This window comes from Christiangramia flava JLT2011, assembly GCF_001951155.1.
Taxonomy (GTDB): Bacteria; Bacteroidota; Bacteroidia; order Flavobacteriales; family Flavobacteriaceae; genus Christiangramia; species Christiangramia flava.
On sequence record NZ_CP016359.1, the window covers coordinates 1615110 to 1638951 of the forward strand.

Genomic DNA, 23842 nt, shown 5'->3' on the forward strand with positions numbered 1-23842 from the left:
AATTTATTCCTTTTCCAGTTCAGCGATCAGTTCATCTGAAATGTCAAGGTTGTGGTAGACGTTCTGAACGTCGTCATCGTCTTCAAACTTTTCGATGAGGCCCATGATCTTTTTAGCATCTTCCACGGGTAATTCCAGTGTGTTCATCGGGATACGCTGCACTTCAGAACTTTTAGGTTCGATCTTCAGTTCTTCTAACTTAGAAGACATGCTTCCGAAGTCGGTAAATTCGGTGTAGATCGTGATATAATCTTCTTCTTTTTCAATTGTAGTAGCGCCGCCTTCGATGAGTTCGAGTTCGAATTCTTCCATGTTCATCTCGATCTTTTCACGCTCGATCACAAAAACACCTTTTTTATCGAACAGGAATTCCAAGGAACCATTGGTTCCAAGACTACCACCGTTTTTAGAGAAAATTGACCTGACTGAAGCGACAGTTCTGTTCGTATTATCAGTAGTGCATTCCACGAAAATGGCGATACCGTTTGGGCCATAACCTTCGAAAGTGACCATTTCATAATGATCAGCATCTGCCCCACTGGCTTTTTTAATGGCGCGTTCAATAGTGTCTTTTGGCATGTTCACCCCTTTCGCATTCTGGATGGCATTCCGCAAAGAAGGATTCGCTTCGGGGTCCGGACCTCCGCCCTCTTTTACCGCGACGGTGATCTCCTTGATCGCACGGGTGAATTGTTTTGCACGTTTTTTATCCTGTGCTCCTTTTCGGTGTTTGATATTTGCCCATTTACTATGTCCGGCCATTTTCTATCTGCTTTTTATGAGAATTTCAAATTTAAGAATTTGATAAACAAAAGAAAACCCGGTGCTTTCGTACCGGGTTTCATATATAAGTTCAAAGATTTTTAGTCGTTCAGTTTCAGAACAGCCATAAACGCTTCCTGCGGAATTTCGACGTTTCCTACCTGCCGCATACGCTTTTTACCTTTTTTCTGCTTTTCTAACAGCTTTCTCTTACGGGAGATATCTCCACCATAACATTTCGCGGTAACGTCTTTTCTAAGTGCTTTAACCGTCTCACGGGAGATGATCTTCGCGCCGATCGCAGCCTGGATTGGAATATCGAATTGTTGTCTTGGGATCAGTTCCTTCAGTTTTTCACACATTTTCTTCCCGATATCATACGCATTGTCTTTGTGCAATAAGGCTGAAAGTGCATCAACTTTATTGGCATTAAGCAACACGTCTACTTTTACCAGGTGTGAAGCACGCATTCCGATAGGTGAATAATCGAAAGAAGCATAACCTCTGGAAACAGTTTTTAGGCGATCATAGAAATCAAAAACAATTTCAGCTAAAGGCATGTCAAAAGTCAGTTCCACACGCTCAGTAGTCAGGTATGTCTGATTCACGATCTCCCCTCTTTTTTCGATACAAAGCGACATTACAGGGCCAACATAATTGGCCTTCGTAATGATCGTTGCCTTGATAAACGGCTCTTCTACCCTGTTCAAAGTGGAAGGATCCGGAAGGTCTGAAGGGTTATTTACCAAAATTACATCATCAGGATGTTTGTTGGTAAAGGCGTGGTACGATACGTTAGGAACCGTAGTGATAACGGTCATATCGAACTCACGTTCCAGGCGTTCCTGGATAATTTCAAGGTGAAGCATCCCCAAGAATCCACAACGGAAACCAAAGCCAAGAGCCGCAGAACTTTCAGGAACGAAAGTCAGCGAAGCATCGTTTAGCTGTAATTTTTCCATGGAAGCTCGAAGGTCTTCGTAATCTTCGGTATCAACCGGATAAATTCCGGCAAAAACCATTGGTTTTACATCTTCGAATCCGGCAACAGCTTCAGTCGTAGGATTTTCAGCATCTGTAATGGTATCACCAACTTTTACTTCGCGGGCGTCTTTGATCCCGGTGATGAGGTAACCTACATCGCCGGTTTTAATTTCTTTCTTCGGTTGTTGTTTCAGCTTCAGCGTTCCAACTTCATCAGCGTCATATTGTTTATCGGTATTTACGAATTTAATACGCTGCCCTTTCTTGATCGTCCCGTTAATAACACGGAAAAAGGTTTCCACTCCACGAAAAGGATTATAAACTGAATCAAAGATCAGGGCGCGCAATGGCGCATCAACTTTTCCTGTTGGTGCCGGAATCCTGTTGATGATCGCATCCAGAATTTCCTGGATCCCGATGCCTGTTTTCGCACTGGCCGGAATAACTTCGGAAGGATCACAACCTAAAAGGTCCACGATATCATCGGTCACTTCTTCAGGATTCGCACTTGGCAAATCTACTTTGTTCAAAACCGGAATAATTTCCAGGTCATTTTCCAAAGCCAGGTACAGGTTAGAAATGGTCTGAGCCTGTATGCTTTGAGCAGCATCGACTACTAAAAGCGCGCCTTCACAGGCAGCGATAGAACGGGAAACCTCGTAAGAGAAATCTACGTGACCGGGAGTGTCGATAAGATTCAGCACATACTCCTCACCTTCATGAACGTAATCCATCTGGATCGCGTGACTTTTAATGGTGATCCCGCGTTCCCGCTCCAGGTCCATATTGTCGAGCAGCTGTTCCTGTTTTTCTCTTTCCGTAACCGATCCGGTGAAATCAAGCAGCCTGTCGGCCAGGGTACTTTTCCCGTGGTCAATATGTGCGATAATGCAAAAATTCCGAATGTTCTTCATCTCCGATTGTTCTATCTTTCAGCCAGTTTCAATTGAGGCCAATTTAAGAGTACAAATATAATTGAATTAACGCTCATACCTAATCAATTTATCGAAGTTCAAAACTTAAAAACTTTCAGACTTTTATAAATTTTTTAAAAAAGTATTTGTATATAATTAAAATTTAAATATACTTTGTAATTATGCGTTCGCTTTTCTCCATGAATTTCATAACTTTTAGGCTTGCGCACTTTTTCCATTTACATGAAGCAAGAACGAATTATAGGCATTGATATTGGCGGGACCAAAATTCAAATGGGCGTGATCCTGAACGGGGTGATCGAGAAAAAAATAAAATTTCCAACCCGGGCGAACGCTGCTCAGGAAGAAATCATACAGGACATCATTCAGCAAATCGAGGCGCTGGAAACCAGTTTTGCCGGGATCGGTATCGGGGTTCCGGGTCTTGTGGATGAAGATAACGGGATTATCTACGACCTGGTGAACATTCCATCCTGGCAGGAAGTACATTTAAAGGAAGTCCTGGAAGCCCATTTTCAGAAACCGGTTTTTATCACCAACGATGCGAATATGTTTGCTCTTGGTGAAAAATACTTCGGAAAGGGCAGGGGCTACCGCAATTTCGTAGGAATCACCATAGGTACCGGTTTTGGATCGGGCATTTTTATCAATAACCGACTCTACGGCGGAAATTATGCCAGTGCCGGCGAGCTCGGCAGTATGCCTTATAAAGACAGTACCATTGAAACCTATTGCAGCGGGAAATTCTTTCAGCAGCATTATGGCAGCTCCGGTTATGAGTTGTTTGAAAGGGCGCAGCATGGTGATCCTAAAGCTATGCAGGCTTTCAAGGAATACGGGTCTCACCTGGGCGAAGCCATTAAGATGATCCTTCTGATCCTTTCTCCGGAAGCAATATTCATTGGCGGCTCGGTAAGTGATTCATTTAAATTTTTTGAAGAAGGCCTTCGCGAATCGCTCAATGCCTTTCCTTTCAAAAGAGTCCTGAACGACCTCGAGATCCTAACCTCAGATGTTTCTGAAGTTTCACTGCTTGGAGCAGCAGCACTTGTGCAGGATCACCTGGAGGAACTGGCAAATCTGGCCATTGTGCCTTCAAAAACCGATATTAAAATTTAATTTATAGACCTTGGCAACAACAAAGACCACTTCGCGATCTTCAACCAGCCGAACTATTGTGATCATCGGCGCGTTATTCTTCATTTTTGGTTTCGTCACCTGGCTCAATTCCCTCTTGATCCCATATCTCGAGATCGCCTGTGAACTCACCAAATTTCAGTCGTATTTCGTGACCTTTGCCTTTTATATCGCTTATGTGGTCATGGCGCCGGTCTCTGCAAGAACACTGAATAGACTGGGTTTTAAAAACGGAATGTCGGTCGCACTGGGAATTATGGCTTTTGGAGCCTTGTTGTTCATTCCTGCGGCGATGACCAGGATGTATATTTTATTCCTTTCCGGTTTATTTATCATGGGTAGCGGCCTGGCCATTCTTCAAACCGCTTCGAACCCGTATGTTACGATAATAGGTCCTGCGGAAAGCGCTGCCAAACGAATCAGTATCATGGGAATTTGTAATAAACTGGCCGGAGCGCTGGCCCCGATCCTGATCGGGTTTTTCCTGCAGCTGGAAAAAGCCGATGAGCTGAAGGCGGAAATTGCCAATTTATCACAGGCCGAAATGACTTCTGAACTCAACGCCATGGCCATGCGCGTTATTCCGCCGTATATCGGGATCATCATCGTCTTGCTGCTATTGGCTTTCTGGGTTTATAAATCTGATCTTCCCGAGGTGGAAGCCGAAGAAGAAGATGAGGCGGCAAAGGCAGCAAATGCTTCCAAAAAGACCGTTTTCGATTTTCCGCATGTCATCCTTGGCGTGATCACGCTTTTCCTTTATGTGGGTGTAGAAGTGATCGCTGCAGATAGTATCATCAGCTATGGAGCTTCGCAGGGAATAGCGCTTACCAGTGCCAAATACTTCGCTACCGGAACCATGATCGCGATGGTCGTGGGCTATATTATGGGTATCATTACAATCCCAAAATTCATCAAACAGGAGAGTGCCCTGCGCGTTTCTGCAGTACTCGGGATCATATTTGCCTTATTGGCCATTTTTACCGAAGGTTATACGTCACTGGCGTTTATCGCGGCCCTCGGCTTAGCCAATGCCCTGATGTGGCCGGCTATATGGCCCATGGCTCTGGCAGATGTGGGGAAATTCACCAAAGAAGCCAGCTCTCTGCTGGTGATGGGAATCGCAGGAGGAGCAATCGTTCCGCTATTGTACGGTGCTTTGGCTGAAAATTGGAGTCCGCAGCAGGCTTACTGGATTCTGGTGCCCTGTTACCTGTTCATCCTGTATTTCGCCGTGATGGGTTATAAAGTGAGAAAATAGATTATCGAAAACAGTACGGTTTTCGTTGCAATAAATTCAGCATTATGTGTAAGATCCTAACTTCCGCGCGCATCGCCATGGTATTCCTGTTTGTTATGGCTTCCTGTTCCGGTGTAAAAACTGCGGAAAAAACTTCAGCTATTACTGCGGAAATCCCAGCTTTGATCCCTTTACCAACTGAAGTGAACTGGCGCGATGAGGTCTATCAGCTTCCGAAGAAAAACACTATTTGCGCGGCACCTGGGACTGAAACTGCCGCAAAATGGCTGGAAAAATTGCTGATATCTGCCAATCTTAATCCAAAAATGCTTACTGCGGAAAGCTGTGGAAACTGGCAATTGAAACTTAATAAAGATCTTATTTCCAGCATTGGCGAGGAAGGCTATGCTCTTACGGTGAATGATTCCGGAATATTGCTGGAAAGTGGGAGCGAGGCCGGGCTTTTCTACGGAATCCAGACCCTCAGGCAATTCTTTCCGGCCCAGATCGAAACCGGCAAAACCGGGAAGATCGCTTTCAGGCAGGTGCACATCCGGGATACTCCGGCTTACGAATGGAGAGGTTCTATGGTTGATATGGCCAGGAGTTTTTTCGGAATGGATTACCTGAAAACGCACATAGACCGAATGGCCCTCTACAAAATGAACCGACTGCATCTTCACCTGAGCGATGATCAGGGATGGAGGATTCAATTGGATGCCTACCCGCAGCTTACCGAGATCGGTTCCAAAAGTTCAGTGGAAGGTGGCAGATCTGGTTTTTTAACCAAGGAACAATTCAGTGAAATTCAAAAATATGCCAAAGAAAGACATATTATCGTGATCCCGGAGATCGATATGCCCGGGCATATTTACGCGGCGCTGAGGTCGCTGCCAGAATTGAACTGCGAGGATCAGTCGAATATCAATCCGGCACATGTCCTGCCTCCGGAGCCTTACACAGGTTATAAGGTTGGCTGGACCAAATTCTGCATGGATAATCCAAAGACTTATGAATTTGCCCAGAATGTACTTCGTGAAATAGCCGAAATGACCATGGGTGATTACCTGCATATTGGCGGGGACGAGATCGAAGACCCTGCTTACGAGGAATTCATTCTGAAGATCGATAAAATGGTTCAGGATCTCGGGAAGACCGGTATTGGCTGGGAAGAGATCACCAAGGCAGCGGTAAGCAACAATATGATCAGCCAGCAATGGCACGGAAAAGTGAATCCTAAGAATAAAAATATCAGGCAAATCGAATCTATATGTTCCAGTTTTTACCTGGATCACGCCAATGTTCCAGGCCAGCCCAATACGCTGAACTGGTGCAATAAGGAAGGGGTGTCGCTGGCTGATGTATACGGTTTTCGGTCAGAAAACCCTAATGCTTTGGGGATGGAAGCGCCGGTATGGAGCGAGCATGTCCTGACCGATGAGATGATGGACGATCGTTTCTGGCCGCGGCTTATGGCCGTTGCGGAAATTTCCTGGTCACCGAAACAAGCGCTGGATTTTGAAGATTTCAAGCAGCGACTGGGAAGACAGGGACTTCGGATGAAGTTGATGGGTATTCACCATTATCCAACACCCGGAATTGCCTGGCCAGAGGTGCCGGTAAATTCAGTATACACCGATGTTTTTTCAGGATTCAGCCCAAATAACTAATATTTCAAATTCAGAAGAAATGCAAAAGAATAAACTGACTACCGAAGCATCGTCTAATTATGATGATCTGGACAAAATGAGCACGGAAAGTCTGTTAAAGAACATCAATAAAGAAGATCAGAGCGTTCCGTTGGCGGTGGAAAAAGTGATTCCGCAGATCAATACCATCGTTGATATCAATGTGGCGAAAATGGAAAAAGGAGGCCGCGTGTTTTACATTGGGGCCGGAACCAGCGGCCGACTGGGAGTGCTGGATGCTTCGGAAATCCCGCCTACATTTGGTGTTTCTGGCGACTGGTTCATTGGCCTGATCGCCGGTGGTGACACGGCCCTTCGCAATGCTGTGGAGAACGCTGAAGATGACACCGCGCAAGCCTGGAAAGACCTTCAGAAATTCAAAATTTCGGAAAAAGATGTGCTGATCGGGATCGCAGCATCGGGAACCACGCCCTATGTAATCGGGGGGATCGAAACCGCCCGAAAAAATGGTATCACTACCGGTTGTATCACGTGTAATTCAGGGAGTCCGTTAGCAAAGGCTGCAGAATATCCCATAGAATGCATCGTGGGTCCTGAATTTGTGACCGGAAGTACTCGAATGAAATCTGGTACCGCGCAAAAGCTAATCTTAAATATGATCTCTACAGCAACGATGATCAAAATGGGCCGGGTTAAGGGCAATAAGATGGTAGACATGCAATTATCTAACAAGAAACTGGTGAACCGCGGGGTAAAAATGATCTGCGAGGAACTGGACATCCCGGAAGATGAAGCCCAGGAACTACTTTTAAAACACGGCAGCGTTAGAGCCGTTCTTATGAATTACAAGGTGTAGAGTATATGAAGTTTCCCGGGTTATTTGTACTACTGATCTTTTTAGGATCAATTGTTTATTCCCAGGAAGGATTTCCCCGGACCTATGTAGCTTTCAGAACTGTTGACAGTATCAAAATTGATGGTATCGCCAATGAAAAATCCTGGTCTAAAGTTCCATTTACTTCTGATTTTATTGATATTGAAGGAGAAGAAATTCCGCCATTTCGCACCAATGTGAAAATGTTGTGGGATGAGGAATATCTTTATTTCTATGCAGAAATGGAGGAGCCTCATGTTTGGGCACATCTGAAACAGAGAGACACCGTTATTTTTTACAACAATGATTTCGAAATCTTTATAGATCCAGACGGGGACACCTTCAATTATATGGAATTCGAAATGAACGCGCTGAATACGGTTTGGGATTTATTGTTAACAAAACCCTACAGAGAAGGTGGTGCGGTTATCGATACCTGGAACATCTCTGGAATTCGGACCGCTGTTCATATTACTGGCAGTTTGAATGATTCCTCTGATGTGGATCAGGGTTGGAGCGCAGAAATCGCCATGCCATGGAAGGTTCTCGAAGAAAATAATTTAAGTGGAAAGACTCATCAAGAAAATTACTGGAAAATCAATTTTTCCAGGGTAAACTGGCAATTTGAAGTTTCAGAAGGAAAATATTCCCGTAAAAAAACTTCTGAAGGTCAATATCTTCCGGAATATAATTGGGTTTGGAGCCCGCAATATGTCGTGAACATGCATGAACCTGAAAGATGGGGATATGTTTATTTCAGAGACGAGCCGGCTGGGGAAGTTTTTACTTTCCAGTTGCCTGAAGCGGAAAGCAAAAAGCGATTCTTGTATAAAATGTATCGCTCCCAAAAGCAATACCGCTCCATTCACGGGCAGTGGGCTTCTGAATTAACCAAACTGGAACTTTCTGAAGCAATTATATTATCGGGATATGAAATAAAACTCGAGACGCATTCAGCTGGCTGGAATATCCTAATTATTGATCCATCTTCACCCGTTCGTTACGGCATTCGCGAAAACGGACTGATCTTCACCTATTAAATATAATCGTGCAGCAGGTTAGAAATAAAATTTTATAAATAGGCATATGTTTAATAAAAAATTTAAAAAAGTATTGCTATTTAGAATTAATTTTTTTTATTTTAAAACATTTTAAGATTTCAGCTTAAAGGGTTGTTAACATTTGGGAAATTAATTACACAAAAACAATCAGAAAATTACACCTAACTCAAAACTGGAATTAGCTATTAACTAACTTAAATTTAAAAGTATGGTCAAAAAACTATCTTTTCTATTGACTATTGCGCTCTTGTCAATTCAAAGTATGCTCGCCCAGGAGCAAACTGTTAGCGGAACGGTTATCGATGGGGAAAACAACATGCCGTTACCTGGAGTGACGGTGATCCAGAAAGGAACAAACAACGGTGCCGTTACCGATTTCGACGGGAAATACACGATCGATGTACCGGGGGATGCCATCCTGGTATTTACCATGATCGGGTATGGATCACAGGAATTAGCGGTTGAAGGAAAAACTACATTGGATGTAGTGCTTTCCGAAGACGCCGAAGCACTAGATGAAGTTGTGGTAACTTCCCTGGGAATTACCCGGGAAAAGAAATCTCTGGGTTATGCGGTGACCGAGCTCGAATCAGAAGAAGTTAATACGGTAAAAGATTACAACGTGGCCAACTCTCTTGTTGGTAAAGTTCCTGGTTTGATCGTAAACCAGTCTGGAGGTGTTGGATCAGGTTCTCGTATCACTATTCGTGGAAACAATACACTTACCGGTAACAACCAGGCGTTGATTGTGGTAGATGGTATACCTATCGATGCTTCTGGAAATGAATCTGGCGGGAGTATCTATAATAGTACCGTGACTGGTGGAGGGATCACTGATATTAACCCGTCAGATATTGAATCTATTTCGGTTTTGAAAGGGCCGAATGCTGCAGCCCTTTATGGTTCCAGAGCGGCGAGCGGGGTGATTTTGATCACTACCAAAAAAGGTTCCAGAACCAGAGGACTGGGTGTTTCGATCAACTCCAATATTTCAGTGGAAGAAACCATGTTTTTACCTGAATATCAAAATGAATATGGACAAGGAACCAATGGAGCGGTGTATGCCGATTTAGCAAACTTCGGAAGTTCTTCCTGGGGTGCACCATTAGATGGTTCTCAACAACTCTATTATACGGGTGAACAAAGAGCCTATTCTGCTCAACCGAATAACGTAGAGGATTTCTTCGACACCGGCCTTAAAAGTATTAACACCCTTGCTCTTGAGCATGGCGGTGAGGACTATAGCATGCGTTTTTCTTATACCAATAATGCTACAACATCTGTTATTCCAAATTCTGAATTACAGAGTCACAACTTTAATTTACGTGGCCTGGTCGATCTTTCAGACAAGCTTCATATAGATTCGAAGGCTACCTACTTCACTCAGGAACTTCAAAACCGGGTGAATGTGGGAACTGAAGGGGTTCTGGCTTATGTTTATACGATGCCAAGAAACATCGATATCAACGATCTAAGAAAATATAAGCCTTCTTTATGGAGCGATCCGAATATGTTCTCTGATGAATATGCCTCCATCAGTTATGCAGGACAGAACAAAAGTATTGGTAACCCATACTGGATGTTGAATGAAGACACCAATGATGAACGTAGAGATCGTTTTATCGGGTTTACAAAACTGACTTATGATATTAATGACTGGCTTTCGATCTTTGGAAGGGTAGGAGGTGATATTACCAACTCCCGAACAGATTATATCCAGGCATACGGGCAGCATTTCTTTTACACTGGAAGATTAAGCTATACGACCAGAAAGAATTCGGAGCTTAATGCTGATTTCCTGCTAACTGCCAATAAGGACATTTCAGATAAACTGAACCTGGTAGCCAATCTCGGAGGGAGTTTGAGCAAACGTTCTTTTGAAACTATGAATGTGAGCGGGTCACAATTTCGTTTGCCTTCCAGAACTTTCCTGAGCAACACCAATATCCAGACTAGTACGCATACTCCACTCGGTATCAAGAAGATTAACTCTTTGTATGGGCAGTTCAGCTTTGCGTATGACGACTTCCTTTATCTGGACCTTACTGCCAGAAATGACTGGTCGTCTACTTTAAGCGCAGACAATCGTTCGTATTTCTATCCGTCAGCGAGTTTATCGATGCTGGTAAACCAGTTCATTGACCCAGATAAAAACTTCCTGAACATGCTGAAATTAAGAGGAAGTTGGGCAGAAGTAGGAAACGATACCGATGTATATCAATTATACCAAACTTTCAGTGTTCCCACACAGGGGTATCTGGGACTTACCGTTTTGAACGGGCCTAGCGTAAGATTGAACCCAGATCTAAAACCAGAAAGTGTACAGTCAACTGAATTTGGAGTGGAATTCAACATGTTCGCTAACCGCGTTTATGGAGAAGTTTCAGCTTATAAGATCCGCACCATGGATATGATCTACAATGTCCCGGTACCTTTTGCTACAGGCTATAACTACTTTAAAGAAAACGTAGGAGAGGTCGAAAACAAAGGGGTTGAGGTCTTGTTAGGAGGTGTTCCGGTAAGAACTGAAAAATTCAGATGGGATGTATCTGTGAACTTCTCCAAGAATAGGAATAAATTAGTAGACCTGATCGATGGGTTAGATTTTGCCGCCCTAAACACTTTGGGTAATATCTCCATTCGTGGTCAGGTTGGTGGAAGTATTGGTGATATCTACGGAACTACCTGGAAAACTAATGACCAGGGACAACGGCTGGTGAATGCAGAAGGTTTCCCATTAGCTTCTTCAGAAAAAGTGAAACTGGGCAATGCTCAGCCAGACTGGATTGGTGGTTTAACTAATACCTTCAGCTACAACAACTGGAACCTTCGTGTTTTGGTAGATGGTCGCTTTGGGGGCGAGATCTATTCAGCTACATCTTCGTATCTTGATGCGGCGGGTGTTTCCAGAAGAAGTTTGGATTATCGTGGTGAAGGAGTTGTGGTGGATGCTATCAACGAGGAAACCGGGCAACCAAATACTGTTTCCATTACTGCCCAACAATACTGGAGTAGCGTTTCAGGAATCAATTCCAATTACATCTACGACCAGACCAATGTAAGGCTTCGTGAATTTTCATTAAGCTATAGATTTCCATCAGATGCAATTGATGGAATTGGACTTACTTCAGCATCTGTAGGACTTATAGGTCGTAACCTGTTCTTCTTCTACAAGGATGCAGAAGATATCGATCCTGATAACTCGATCGGGACCGGTCTTTCAGGCCAGGGGATTTCCCTTAATAACGCTCCAACTATCCGAAGCTTGGGCTTGAACGTTAATATTAATTTTTAAGAAAATGAATATGAAAGGAATCATAAAAATACTTAGTGCAGGCCTTTTAATCGCGGGACTAGCTAGTTGTTCCGATTTTGAGGAAATCAACACTAAACCAGATGCATTTACTTCAGATGAAGTGAGCGCGAAATACTTCCTAACAGGTATACAAATTGAATTATATGCTCCAAACCGATATCCTTACTGGAGAGCGCAATTGATCCATGCCGATCGTTTTGCCGGTCAGTTCACCTTTGGGTTCAATGGCTGCTGGTGGAGTGACGCTCTGGCCTATTCTTATAGTTCATCTTATACCGATGCAACTTATGACTGGATGGCGGGTTATGTAAGTAATCTTAGCGTATATCAAAATTTTGTAAAACCAGGTGGCGAACTCGAAAATGAGAATTTCTATGCTTTGGGCCTAATTATGAAAGGACTGTACTACCAGATGTATACCGATACTTTTGGAATGGTACCTTATACGGAAGCTTCTGACCCAGATATCATTACTCCGAAATTTGATACACAGGCAGAGATCTACCAGGGGGTAATTGCAGATCTTGATGAAGCAATGGGCATTATTGGAAGTCAGTCTGTAACCGGGGAAGGATTGGAGCTGTTGGCTGAAAATGACCTTTTCTTCAATGGTGATTTGCAAAAATGGAAGCAGCTTGCCAACACCTTAAAACTACGTATGGCTCTAAGAGCAAAAGGGGCACCGGGTGAAAGCTTTGCAGATGCTGCTATTAACGAGGCATTGCAGGCAGACCTGCTAGATACCGCAGATGAAAATGCCTTAATGGAAAAAGATACAGAAATTGATCAGTTTGGAAACGCAGCTTATGGCGACATTTGGCATAATTTCGCAGGAGTAGGTTCTCACTGGAACGTGGGAAAAACGCTAGTTGACTACTTGAGAGACAACAACGATCCAAGGCTTTCCAAATATGCCAAACCTATTGATGGAGGTGAAGCGGTATTCACCAGACCGGAAGAAGGCTCTGGAGTGGCGCTTTTCGATAAGTATGTAGATTTCATTCTGGGAGAACTGGATAACGCAGGTGTGGAATACACAAAGAGCGGTACCGCAGATGAAGTAACCATCAATGTGGCTGAAGGTACTTATTATGTAGGGCAGCCAACCCGCTTGAATGGGGATATCTATCCGCATGTGAAAAACAATTTATTTTCTGAACCAGCCGATTGGATCATCAATCCTAAAAACACTGGAGAGCCCATTTTCCCTGAAGTGGTCATGACCGCTGCTGAAGGTAACTTTCTTCAGGCAGAAGCTGCAGTAAAAGGTGTTTCTTCCGGAGATGCACAGGCTTTGTATCAGGAAGGGATCAGGCAGGCCATGCTTATCTGGAATGTGAGCGAAGATGAAATTGCAACTTTTCTCAGTGGTGAACCAATGGCCCAACTGGACGGAACTATGGAAGAGAATCTCGAGAAGATTGCTGTTCAGAGATGGATAGCCGCCTATACTGATGGATTTGAAGCCTGGGCGATCGTTAGAGACACCGGTTATCCAAAAGAACTGGCCAATGGAGTTTCAGATTATGAAATTTATTCTGCGGGAACTTTGAATGGCAAGTATCCTCAGCGAATGAGATATGGAAATGCTGAATATAATACTAATGGCCAAGAATTGGAAACTGCACTTGGAGTCCAGGGCCCAGACGAGCAGGGCACCGAACTTTGGTGGGCTGACGGCATGTAAAAAAATATTGAATTAGCTTTAAGGATCGCCGGTTTTGCTGGCGATCCTTTTTTAAATTTATCAGTATGAACAAAACAGTATATACAGTAGCATTTTTAATGTTGTCTCTTTTGACGCTCTACTCCTGCAAGGATCAGGAAAGAAAAGGAGCTTCTGAAAGCAAATCGAAAACTTCGGATACGGTAGATGCAGGTTTTAAAACCATTGCCTACTGGACAGGTCGGCCACAGCCTATAAAAGATTCGAACCTGGAAAAACTGGATCAGATCATTTATAGCTTTCTACATCTGGAAGGTGCAGAACTGAAAGGCCGGGAAAAGGATAGCTTGCAGCTGATGTATCTGTCCAGCCTGAAAGAAAAATATCCAAAATTGGAAATTCTGGTGTCTCTTGGTGGTTGGGGAGGTTGTAAAACCTGTTCCGAAGTATTTGCTTCTGAAAACGGTCGAGCAGCATTTTCCGCTTCCGTAAAGAAAATTTTAGAAACGTATAAGGTAGACGGGATAGATCTGGATTGGGAATACCCAGGCATTGCCGGTTTTCCAGATCACCAGTTTTTACCAGAAGACACGCATAACTTCACATTATTAGTAGAGGAACTTCGGAAGACTTTAGGCGATTCGGCCGTAATTTCCTTCGCAGCTGGCGGTTTTGATGAATACCTTGAAAAATCTATAGAATGGAAAGAGGTGATGGCTGTTGTGGACCATGTGAATTTGATGAGCTATGATCTTGTGAACGGAAACACTCCGCATACCGGTCACCTTACCTCACTGTACGCCACGGAAGAACAACAGGTAAGTACCGATCATGCCGTAAAATTTCTGGATTCTGTAGGCGTGGCGCCGGAACAGATTATTATTGGGGCCGCATTTTACGCGCGTATCTGGGAAAACGTTCCTGATACCGATCACGGTCTGTATCAGCAAGGTGATTTTAAAATGGGCGTTTCTTATAAAAAGATTGATTCATTCGTAAACTCGAAAAAAGGATTTAAAACTTATTGGGATACCGTAGCACAGGCTACTTATAATTATTCTCCAGATGAGCAACTGTTTATGACCTACGATGATCCAAAATCCCTTCGGCAAAAAGTACAGTATGTGAAAGACAACAATCTGGGCGGAATTATGTTTTGGGAACTTTCAGGAGATACTGAGAATGATACGTTGTTGAATACTATAGAATTAGTTAAAAAGAATGATTGAAAAAACTTTCAGGCTCTGTATGCTACTTGTTTTTATAGCAGTTACTGCCTGTAAAACCACTCAGAACAGCGTTCCCCAACCCAGTGTTCCGGAAGTTTCTCAAACACCTACGGAAGAAACTACGGTGGAAGAACCGCAAACCGAAACATCGCAAAGCACAGCCGAACCTTCAAAATTTGCACCGCCGCTCGATATTTATGAATTCCGGGCAGCCTGGGTTGCCACGGTGGCGAATATAAACTGGCCGAGCAAACCGGGATTGTCTTCCAGGGTTCAGCAGGAAGAAGCACTGAAATTATTAGACTTCTTGAAACAGCATCATTTCAATGCGGTGATTTTCCAGGTTCGCCCGCAGGCCGATGCTCTTTATCAAAGTGAGTTGGAACCATGGTCTTATTTTCTTACCGGTGCGCAGGGAAAGGCGCCTAACCCGTATTATGATCCGTTGGAATTCTGGGTAGAAGCCGCACATGAGCGAGGCCTGGAACTGCACGTTTGGCTCAATCCTTATCGCGCTCACCATACAACCGGAAAAGAGATCACCGAAGCATCGATCATCAAAAGAAAGCCCGAAATCGCCGTAGAACTGGCGAATGGGATGTGGTGGCTAGATCCCGCTCAACAAGAAACACAGGATCATTCCGCTGCGGTGGTGATGGATCTTGTAAAACGCTACAATATCGATGGTGTACATTTCGACGATTATTTCTATCCTTACGATTCATATAACAACGGCAAGGATTTCCCTGATGACAAAAGCTGGAATGCCTATGTGAGCAACGGCGGAAAACTTTCCCGGGCAGACTGGCGCCGCGACAATGTGAACACTTTTATTCACCGCGTCTATACGGAAATCAAAGAAGAAAAACCATTTGTGAAGTTTGGTCTGAGTCCGTTTGGGATCTGGAAGCCCGGTTATCCGCAATCAGTTTCCGGCTATAATCAGTACGAAAAACTGTATGCTGATGCCAAATTATGGCTGAACGAAGGCTGGATCGACTATTTTACGCCGCAACTTTACTGGAAGATCAACCAGTTTGGCCAAAGTTTCCCGGAACTGCTGGGTTGGTGGAAAAGTGAAAACACACAGGACCGTCACCTTTGGCCGGGAATCAGTGTGGGACTTGGTGGTGATGAAAAGAATGTGGATGAAACCATCAACCAGATTATGATCACACGCGGAATGTTACCCAACAGTAAAGGAACAGTGCACTGGAGCATTGGCCCATTGGTGCAGTACGATTCCCTATCTACTGCTTTGCTGAAAGGGCCTTACAGTAAACCGGCACTGGTACCTGCAAGTCCGTGGCTGGACAGCGAATCTCCGGCTTCCGTAGCGATCAGTACAAAAATCAATGGCGAACGAATCGGCATCAGTTGGGAACTGCCGCAAGGTAGCGAACCCGTTTTTCACTGGGTGCTCTATTTTAAATATGAAGAAGGGAATTGGGACTATAAGATCCTGACTTCAGAAAAGCGCAATTTCGAGATGCAGTATATCGTAGGCGATAAGAAGCGAAAACTAAAGGAAATTGGCGTGACTGCCGTAGACCGAACCGGGAATCAGAGTGATTTTCACAGCATCGTGATCGACTAGCCTATGAGCCCAATTCTCGTTTTTGGAGTAATTGCCACTTATTTTTTGCTGCTATTGGGCATTAGTTACGTCACTTCCCGTGGTAGCGATAATGCTACTTTTTTCACTGCCAATAGACAGTCGCCCTGGTATCTTGTGGCGTTCGGGATGGTAGGAGCGAGCCTTTCCGGGGTGACCTTTATTTCGGTTCCAGGAGAAGTGGGAAATACCGCCTGGACCTATCTGCAATTTGTCTTCGGAAATATTGTGGGCTACGTGGTGATCGCACTGGTGCTGATTCCGCTTTTTTACAAAATGAACCTGGTTTCGATTTATGAATATTTGAAGTCCCGCTTCGGAAAGAATTCGTATCTCACCGGCGCCGGATTTTTCCTCGTTTCGCAAACCATTGGTGCCTCATTCCGGCTATTTTTGGCCGCTCTTGTCCTGCAACTGGCCTTTTTTGACAATTTTGGTATTCCCTTCTGGGTTACGGTACTGGTTACCATCTCTCTGATCTGGTTATATACGTTCAGAGGCGGGATTAAAACCATTGTGTGGACAGATACTCTCCAAACCAGTTTTCTGCTGCTGGCGGTCCTTATTTCGATCCTCGTGATCCTGGATCACCTGTCGCTCGACATGGTTTCCGGGGTGAAAATGATTCAGCAAAGCGACCTTTCCAGGGTTTTTGACTGGAACTGGAAATCTGATCGCAATTTCTTTAAAACTTTCCTGGCCGGAATTTTCATCACAATTGCTATGAACGGACTGGATCAGAACGTCATGCAAAAGAATCTTACCTGTCGCAACCAAAAGGAAGCGCAGAAGAACATTTTCTGGTTTTCGGTTAGTTTTTTCTTTTCCACGCTCCTGTTTCTGGCGCTTGGGGTGATGTTGTACCAGTACGCATTCGATCAGCAAATCGTATTACCCGAAAGAAGCGATGAGGTTTACCCGTTCCTGGCGCTCCATGAATTCGGAAACCTGGCCGGAATTGTCTTTTTACTCGGAATTGTTGCAGCCGCTTTTTCCAGTGCCGATTCGGCCCTTACGGCTTTAACAACCTCATTCTGTGTGGACATTCTCGATATTCAGAAGAAGGAAAAGGGGTCGAAAAAAACCAGAATGCTGGTACATATTGGCTTTACCTTGCTAATTTTCCTGGTCATCATAGCCTTCAACGCATTAAATGATTCCAGTGTGGTTAGCGCCGTTTTCAAGGTCGCAGGATTTACCTACGGCCCGTTATTGGGCCTGTTCGCATTTGGCCTGCTCAGCAAGACCCAGGTTAAAGATCGCTGGGTGCCCTACATTTGTATTCTTGCGCCGATAGTGTCTTTTATAATAGACCGAAATGCTGCGGAATGGTTCGGAGGTTACCAGTTTGGCTTTGAGATCCTCATCGTCAATGCCGCGCTCACAGTTATTGGTCTGAAATTGCTGAAATCCGGAAAGGCTTAAAATTTGAACATAATTGCGGGAGAAGCCTTGCAGTTTTTTTAATTTGGAATCTGAAATCAACAGAAGATGAAAAAAATACACCTACTACCCATCGCATTTGCCTTTTTAACCTTGATCTCCTGTGATCAGGATCAAAATGAGAAAACCGAATCAGAAGCACCGCTTCAGGATGAAATTGGGCAGATCCAAAAAGCGTATGCACCAGATGGTCGAGTGGCCTTGTTTTCTGTCGATGCGGAAAAACAGGAAGACGGGATCATTCTGAAGGGTGAGACCAATATGCCGGAAGCCCTCGACAGTCTCAAAAGAAAACTGAGAGCAAGCGAAGTCACTTTTGTGGATAGCGTTCGGGTATTGCCAGATACTGCGGCTTTGGAATCCAAAATTTTGGGAGTGGTGCCAATTTCTGTAGCCAATCTTCGTGATGAACCCAAACATTCGGCGCAGCTGGTGACGCAGGTGACCCTTGGAATGCCCCTGAAAGTGCTGAAAAGAGAAGGCGGCTGGTATTACGTACAGGCGCCAGATGGTTACCTGGCATGGGTGGATTACGGAGGCATTCAAAATATGACCACAGCGGAATTTACGAACTGGCTGGATGCTGAAAAACTCATTTTTACAGATACCTACGGCGAATCTGTGGAGGCAGCTCGCCCGGGCTCGGCCATGGTGGGTGATCTGGTAGCTGGTGACATTCTTCAGTTGGAAGGTGAGAATGGTGGTTTTTATGAAGTTAGTTATCCTAATTCCAAAAAGGCCTTTATCCAGAAGTCGCAGGCAGAACCTTATAAAGACTGGCTAGCATCGCTAGACCAAACCGAGGAAAGCTTGGTGAAAACTTCGGAAAAACTTATGGGATTACCGTATTTATGGGGTGGGACCTCCAGTAAGGGAGTAGATTGTAGCGGCTTTACCAAAACGGTATATTTTATGAACGGTTTCGTGCTGCCAAGAGATGCTTCGCAACAGGTTCATGCCGGGAAACTGGTGGATTCCACCCGCAATTTTAAAAACTTGGAACCCGGAGACTTATTGTTCTTCGGAAGGCCCGCAACCGATTCTACTTCGGAGCGTGTGGTACACGTGGGAATGTGGATTGGGAACGATCATTTTGTGCATTCGATGGGAGAGGTTCATATCAGCAATTTTGATAGCACCGCAACTGATTTTGATGAATACAACTACAACCGCTACCTGCGTTCCAAGCGACTGCTGAACGAAGACCGGGACTTGATGCTCAACCTAAAGGATGAAAAACTATTTGTTCAGGATTCTATTTAATTATCGTATTCTAAAAGAACCACTTTTCCGTCCATGGAAGATGCAAGAACTTTATTGCGACCCAAAAGCTTTATATTGTTAATCATGGAATTATCGAGTTTATATTTCCAGAGGATATTTCGGTTTTCGCTATTCACGCAAAAAATAACTCCATTTCTACCGCCAAAGAAAATGTTATTGTTTTTTTCATAGAGCATAGAGGGCGTGTGGTCGTAACCATAATTTAAATCGGCTTTCCATGCAATTGAAGTATTTTCGCCTTGTGGTTTGAATGCCACAAGGGTGTCATTCATCGTTTTGGCATATAAAAGATCTTGTTTTTCAGAAACACCCAAAGATTCCCTTACCGTTACTTCGTTACTTCTATAAAGTGTTTTACCTGTATGCAGGTCTATCGCCGTGATAAACCGATCTGGTGCTACAATGTATATTGTATTCCCGATGCCTACGGGTATGACCATTGCAGGAGAGAACATTCGGTTAGCCGAACCATTATCCCATTTCCAAAGAAGGTCTCCGGTATTCTTCTGTAATGCATAAAGGCTTTTATCCCATGCACCGAAAATGATATGATTTTTATGAATCAAGGGAGTACTAACCACGGGACCTTTCAAGCCTGAAAATTCCCAAATTTCGGTACCTGTTTCGGCGTTGATGGCTCTAAATTTTCCATCGCTTGCACCAATAAAAACAGTATCTCCTTCAATTATAGGAGATCCAAGGACAGATTTTTCAGTAAGAAATTTCCAAATCATTTCTCCCCGATCGTTGATGCGATAGATATTTCCATCTCCGGAACCCAATATAACCGAATTTTTAAAGGCTGCCGGCGATGAGAATATTCCACCCTTAGTCTGAAATTTCCAAATAGAAGTACCATCGTTTAAAGAAATCGCTTCGATTAAGCCTGTGCTATTGCCGAAAATGACCTTATTCTTAATAATGGCGGGGGTGGAAATTACATTTGCTTCAGAGTGAAAACTCCAAATTTTTCGCACATTAGGAAAGGAGTCATTGACGCTGTAATCCGGTCTGGTATAAGTTTTCTGTTCAACATTAGCGTTGTCATTTAAATATATTTGATGCCAGCTATTTTCCCTGGTTTCTCCGGGTTTTTTTTCGTAGAAGCTCACAACATCATCTTTAATCTTGACAATATTGTAACCTCCAATACTATCGCCTGCTCTTAAATTGGATCGTCCCATTACTCCGGGAATTCCTTCAAAATCTAGAGCTTTGTTTCTGTGCCCATGACCGCAAAGAGCGAACTGAACATTATAATCTCTAACGCGTTCGGTAATTTCATACCAGTTATCTAAACTTTCATTTAAAGGATAATGATTAACAAGTATCAATTTTTGCTTTTTAGAGGTCGTTCTCAAAACGCTATCCAGGGCAATAATCGCATCTCTGGAAATATGACCATCAGACATTCTGACGTAAGGCCCAGAGGCATTTCCAATGAATTTATAGCCGTGTTTTTCGAATACAAATTTATCTGAACCGAATGTTTTTATGAAACTCACACCGCCAGATTCAGACCATCCTGTGTCGTGATTACCTGGAATGATGTAATAGGGAATTTCTAAATGATCCAGTATGCTTTTAGCTTCTGCTATCTCTTCGTCTGTTCCCATTTCTGTGATATCCCCGGTAAAAAGCACAAACTCTATTTCTTTTTGGGTATTGAGATCGCGAACCGTTCTGTTTAGATCTTCCGCAGCCGTTTCCGTACCAATATGCGTATCAGTTACATGAGCAAATGTGAAATCCTGAGACTGGGTAGTAAATGAAATTGCCAGTAGAAAAAGGAATAGAAGGTACTTGTTGAAATTCATAATTTCAGAGATATTTAAAAACCAGGTTGTAAAGGATTTTGATTTCGCGGTCGTTCAGTTTTCCGTCGGGTTCATTCTGGAGGAAATGCAGTTCAAAAGCCTGGATGGCCGATTCGGGTTTGGAAATATCGTATCCAATAATCCGAAGCGCCAGGAGCGGGTCAAAATTTTCGGGAACAAGGAGTTCTTTCGGCAAAGCGGTCGGAAATTCTTCAGAATTCAGACTGTCTTTGGCCATTTTGATACGGTCTATCTTTTCTTCGTCATACCAGTAACCATAGCCATTTTCTGCCAGGGTTTTCCACGGAAAAAATTTATTGGGATCTACCTTTCGGCTGGGAGCCAGATCAGAATGGCCAATAAAATTCGCCTGAGGAATGCCGTATTCTTCCTTGAGAAAACCGAGCAGTTTCAATAAACTGTGAATCTGTAAAGCTGAAAATTCAGTAAACCCGTCATTATCCAACTCGATCCCTATGGAAGAGGAATTCAGATCCTGGTTATTACCCCATTTTCCAACACCGGCATGCCAGGCGCGGTAATAATCGTTCAGCATATGATAGATTTTACCATTTTGAGCGATCACGTAATGCGCACTTACCTGGGTTTTGGGAAGCGTGAACGTTTTCAGGGTTTGTGCCACCGAATCCTGCGCGGTGTGGTGAATTACCACATAATTAGGCCTGCGGAGATTGAAATTCGTAGTCGCCACAGGATAATCGGCGTAATCCAGGAACAGGGTGTCGGTCCTATTTTCGGTAATGGGAAGCTGTTTCAGTTCCTAAGAAAATTCCGCAGCGCGCTTCTTATAATAACGGTTGGTCGTTTTGTAGGGATTGGGGCTACAGGCGAAAACCGTAGCTAAAACGACCAGGTATAGGTTTAATTTTTTCATCTTAAAACTTCCATCTCACAAAAGCTTCCATAGCTTCGTAATTGGCCAGACCGAGCTTATGGTACTGTTCTGCAGTTTCCCTGTTGCGCTCTTCGGCTCTCACCCAGAATTCACGCTCGTCATCTCCAGGAAAAACAGGTCGGTCTTTTTGAGACTGGTGCTGGAAAATAGCATTTCGTTTTTTCTCCACTTCCTGCGGAGAAAGCGGAACGGCCATTTCAATTTCATGTACGTGGAATTCCTGCCAGGCACCGCGGTACATCCATAACCAGCAATCCTTGGTCCATTCTTCGGTCTTCCGAAGCTCGTTGAGTGCTTCCAGCACGATATGGAAGCAAACGATATGCGTCCCATGTGGATCGGCAAAATCACCGGCTGTGAAGACCTGGTGCGGTTTGATTTCCTGTAACAGTTCCATGGTAAGCTTCACATCTTTTTCGGTCATTGGTTTTTTCACCTTTTTCCCGGTTTCGTAGAATGGAAGTGCCATAAAATGGATGTTTTCATCATTCAACCCGGCGTAACGCGCTCCGGCGATAGCTTCGGTCTTCCTGATGAAGGCTTTCACATCCCGAACCTCCGGAATGTCTATGTCATTAGGTTTTTTCTTGCTGAAGAACTTCCACATTTTGTCGTAAGTGGCTTCCAGCTTGGAAGTATCATCGCCGATACTTTTATTGAAATCGATAGCAAATTCCACATACCGAAGCACATCTGTATCCCAAACTGCGGTGTTACCTGAAGTTTGATACGCCACATGCACGTCATGTCCCTGGTCAACAAGGCGTATAAAGGTCCCACCCATCGAAATCACATCATCGTCTGGATGCGGGCTGAATATGACCGACCTTTTTCGGGCCGGCCTGGCACGTTCCGGTCTTTGGGAATCATCGGCTTTTGGTTTTCCACCCGGCCAGCCGGTAATGCTGTGCTGGAGGATATTGAACACCTTGATATTGATGTCGTAGGCCGTTCCCTGATCGGTGATGAGCTGCGCCATTCCGTTGGCGTTGTAATCTTCTTCGGTAAGCTTCAGGATAGGTTTCTGAAGTTTCCGGGAGAGCCAGATCACGGCCTTTTTTATCAGGCTTTCGTCCCATAGGCAATCTTTTACCAGCCAAGGCGTGTCAAAACGGGTTAACTCTGAAGCTGCTTCCTTATCCAGGATAAATTCCACGTTTTCTGCCAGCTGAAGATAAGTGGCAGGGACACTGCTGGATATTTCCCCTTCCACCGCTTTTTTGATGATCGGCGCTTTTTTCTTGTTCCAGGCCATCAGGATGATCTCCCTCGCTTTGAAAATCGTCCCAATACCCATAGTGATCGCCTTGGTAGGCACGTTTTCTTTTCCTCCAAAATCGCGGGAAGCATCTCTTCTGGTAAGATCATCCAGCGTTACCAGGCGAGTTCCGGAGTTGGGAGCCGAACCGGGTTCGTTAAAACCGATGTGGCCGGTTCTACCAATTCCCAGCACTTGCAGATCGAGGCCACCAACGGCCGAGATCTTCTGTTCATAAGCCAGGCAGTAATCGGTAATTTCTTCTTTTTCCAGGGTTCCGTCAGGAATATGGATGTTGTCCCGGCGAATATCGATATGATTGAACAGGTTCTCATCCATGAAGCGAACATAACTTTGCTTGGCCTCTGGCTGCATGGGAAAATATTCATCGAGGTTGAAAGTGATCACATTCTTAAAACTCAGGCCTTCTTCCTGGTGAAGTCGTACCAGCTCTTCGTAAACACCTACAGGGGTTGCGCCGGTTGCCAATCCCAAAACCGCATTTTCACCTCTTCGTTGTTTGCTTTTAATGATGTCTGAAATTCGAAGTGCCACTTTTTTAGCGGCGATGTCTTCATTTTCAAAAACACTAACCGGAAGTTTTTCGAATCTGGTTTCTTCTAAGAGGTTTAATCTGGCCATTGGAGTTGTTACAA

At 44.1% G+C, this 23842-nt stretch carries 16 protein-coding genes; 11 read left to right on the top strand and 5 right to left on the bottom strand.

Translation table 11 applies throughout. The features are described 5' to 3' along the window. Window positions 1-3: 3 nt before the first annotated feature. Together GRFL_RS06950 and lepA are read right to left on the bottom strand one after the other, a co-directional pair. Window positions 4-762, bottom strand: coding sequence for a YebC/PmpR family DNA-binding transcriptional regulator (locus GRFL_RS06950; protein ID WP_083643928.1), 759 nt, complete (start codon window positions 760-762; stop codon window positions 4-6). Between the two features lie 101 nt (window positions 763-863). Next, window positions 864-2660: a translation elongation factor 4 gene (lepA, locus tag GRFL_RS06955; protein WP_083643929.1), complete on the bottom strand. Its 1797-nt coding sequence runs from the start codon at window positions 2658-2660 to the stop codon at window positions 864-866. 243 nt (window positions 2661-2903) lie between these two features. Between lepA and GRFL_RS06960 the strand changes: the two genes are divergently transcribed. From GRFL_RS06960 to GRFL_RS07010, 11 genes are all read left to right on the top strand, one after another. After that, entirely contained in the window at window positions 2904-3800 is an 897-nt protein-coding gene (locus GRFL_RS06960; protein WP_083643930.1) for an ROK family protein, read from the top strand. 10 nt (window positions 3801-3810) lie between these two features. Then, entirely contained in the window at window positions 3811-5079 is a 1269-nt protein-coding gene (locus GRFL_RS06965) for a sugar MFS transporter (protein ID WP_083643931.1), read from the top strand. Window positions 5080-5123: 44 nt separating this feature from the next. After that, window positions 5124-6728 carry a beta-N-acetylhexosaminidase gene (locus GRFL_RS06970; protein ID WP_083643932.1) on the top strand — a complete coding sequence of 535 codons (1605 nt, stop codon included), beginning with the start codon at window positions 5124-5126 and terminating at the stop codon, window positions 6726-6728. 19 nt (window positions 6729-6747) lie between these two features. Continuing rightward, a complete protein-coding gene (murQ, locus tag GRFL_RS06975) occupies window positions 6748-7563 on the top strand; it encodes an N-acetylmuramic acid 6-phosphate etherase (RefSeq protein WP_083645997.1) in 816 nt (271 codons plus the stop codon). Between the two features lie 5 nt (window positions 7564-7568). Next, window positions 7569-8621: a carbohydrate-binding family 9-like protein gene (locus GRFL_RS06980; protein WP_083643933.1), complete on the top strand. Its 1053-nt coding sequence runs from the start codon at window positions 7569-7571 to the stop codon at window positions 8619-8621. A gap of 229 nt (window positions 8622-8850) precedes the next feature. Then, window positions 8851-11937: a SusC/RagA family TonB-linked outer membrane protein gene (locus tag GRFL_RS06985; protein WP_083643934.1), complete on the top strand. Its 3087-nt coding sequence runs from the start codon at window positions 8851-8853 to the stop codon at window positions 11935-11937. A gap of 10 nt (window positions 11938-11947) precedes the next feature. Beyond that, complete coding sequence (locus GRFL_RS06990) at window positions 11948-13645, top strand: SusD/RagB family nutrient-binding outer membrane lipoprotein (RefSeq protein ID WP_083645999.1); 1698 nt, start codon at window positions 11948-11950, stop codon at window positions 13643-13645. A gap of 65 nt (window positions 13646-13710) precedes the next feature. Beyond that, complete coding sequence (locus tag GRFL_RS06995) at window positions 13711-14853, top strand: glycoside hydrolase family 18 protein (RefSeq protein WP_206601043.1); 1143 nt, start codon at window positions 13711-13713, stop codon at window positions 14851-14853. 19 nt (window positions 14854-14872) lie between these two features. After that, on the top strand, window positions 14873-16450 hold the full coding sequence (locus tag GRFL_RS07000) for a glycoside hydrolase family 10-like protein (protein ID WP_236995893.1): 1578 nt from the start codon (window positions 14873-14875) through the stop codon (window positions 16448-16450). 3 nt (window positions 16451-16453) lie between these two features. After that, entirely contained in the window at window positions 16454-17893 is a 1440-nt protein-coding gene (locus GRFL_RS07005; RefSeq protein ID WP_083643937.1) for a sodium:solute symporter, read from the top strand. Window positions 17894-17959: 66 nt separating this feature from the next. Beyond that, entirely contained in the window at window positions 17960-19174 is a 1215-nt protein-coding gene (locus tag GRFL_RS07010; RefSeq protein ID WP_083643938.1) for a C40 family peptidase, read from the top strand. Here the strand turns inward: GRFL_RS07010 and GRFL_RS07015 are convergent. The 3 genes from GRFL_RS07015 to nagB all read right to left on the bottom strand — a co-directional run bounded on the left by GRFL_RS07015 (window position 19171) and on the right by nagB (window position 23828). Next, entirely contained in the window at window positions 19171-21012 is a 1842-nt protein-coding gene (locus tag GRFL_RS07015) for an outer membrane protein assembly factor BamB family protein (RefSeq protein ID WP_083643939.1), read from the bottom strand. The two genes, GRFL_RS07010 and GRFL_RS07015, sit on opposite strands and share 4 nt — an antisense overlap. Before the next feature lie 4 nt (window positions 21013-21016). After that, window positions 21017-21724, bottom strand: a complete 708-nt coding sequence (locus tag GRFL_RS07020) for an N-acetylmuramoyl-L-alanine amidase (protein ID WP_236995894.1) — start codon at window positions 21722-21724, stop codon at window positions 21017-21019. A 184-nt stretch (window positions 21725-21908) separates the two neighbouring features. Then, a complete protein-coding gene (nagB, locus tag GRFL_RS07025; protein ID WP_083643940.1) occupies window positions 21909-23828 on the bottom strand; it encodes a glucosamine-6-phosphate deaminase in 1920 nt (639 codons plus the stop codon). Window positions 23829-23842 lie beyond the last annotated feature (14 nt).

Coding starts and splice junctions, on each gene's coding strand:
- GRFL_RS06970 (WP_083643932.1), top strand. CDS start 5,124: ATGTGTAAGATCCTAACTTCCGCGCGCATCGCCATGGTATTCCTGTTT.
- GRFL_RS06960 (WP_083643930.1), top strand. CDS start 2,904: ATGAAGCAAGAACGAATTATAGGCATTGATATTGGCGGGACCAAAATT.
- GRFL_RS06985 (WP_083643934.1), top strand. CDS start 8,851: ATGGTCAAAAAACTATCTTTTCTATTGACTATTGCGCTCTTGTCAATT.
- GRFL_RS07010 (WP_083643938.1), top strand. CDS start 17,960: ATGAAAAAAATACACCTACTACCCATCGCATTTGCCTTTTTAACCTTG.
- GRFL_RS06995 (WP_206601043.1), top strand. CDS start 13,711: ATGAACAAAACAGTATATACAGTAGCATTTTTAATGTTGTCTCTTTTG.
- GRFL_RS06990 (WP_083645999.1), top strand. CDS start 11,948: ATGAAAGGAATCATAAAAATACTTAGTGCAGGCCTTTTAATCGCGGGA.
- murQ (WP_083645997.1), top strand. CDS start 6,748: ATGCAAAAGAATAAACTGACTACCGAAGCATCGTCTAATTATGATGAT.
- GRFL_RS06980 (WP_083643933.1), top strand. CDS start 7,569: ATGAAGTTTCCCGGGTTATTTGTACTACTGATCTTTTTAGGATCAATT.
- GRFL_RS07000 (WP_236995893.1), top strand. CDS start 14,873: ATGCTACTTGTTTTTATAGCAGTTACTGCCTGTAAAACCACTCAGAAC.
- GRFL_RS06950 (WP_083643928.1), bottom strand. CDS start 762: ATGGCCGGACATAGTAAATGGGCAAATATCAAACACCGAAAAGGAGCA.
- nagB (WP_083643940.1), bottom strand. CDS start 23,828: ATGGCCAGATTAAACCTCTTAGAAGAAACCAGATTCGAAAAACTTCCG.
- GRFL_RS07005 (WP_083643937.1), top strand. CDS start 16,454: ATGAGCCCAATTCTCGTTTTTGGAGTAATTGCCACTTATTTTTTGCTG.
- lepA (WP_083643929.1), bottom strand. CDS start 2,660: ATGAAGAACATTCGGAATTTTTGCATTATCGCACATATTGACCACGGG.
- GRFL_RS07015 (WP_083643939.1), bottom strand. CDS start 21,012: ATGAATTTCAACAAGTACCTTCTATTCCTTTTTCTACTGGCAATTTCA.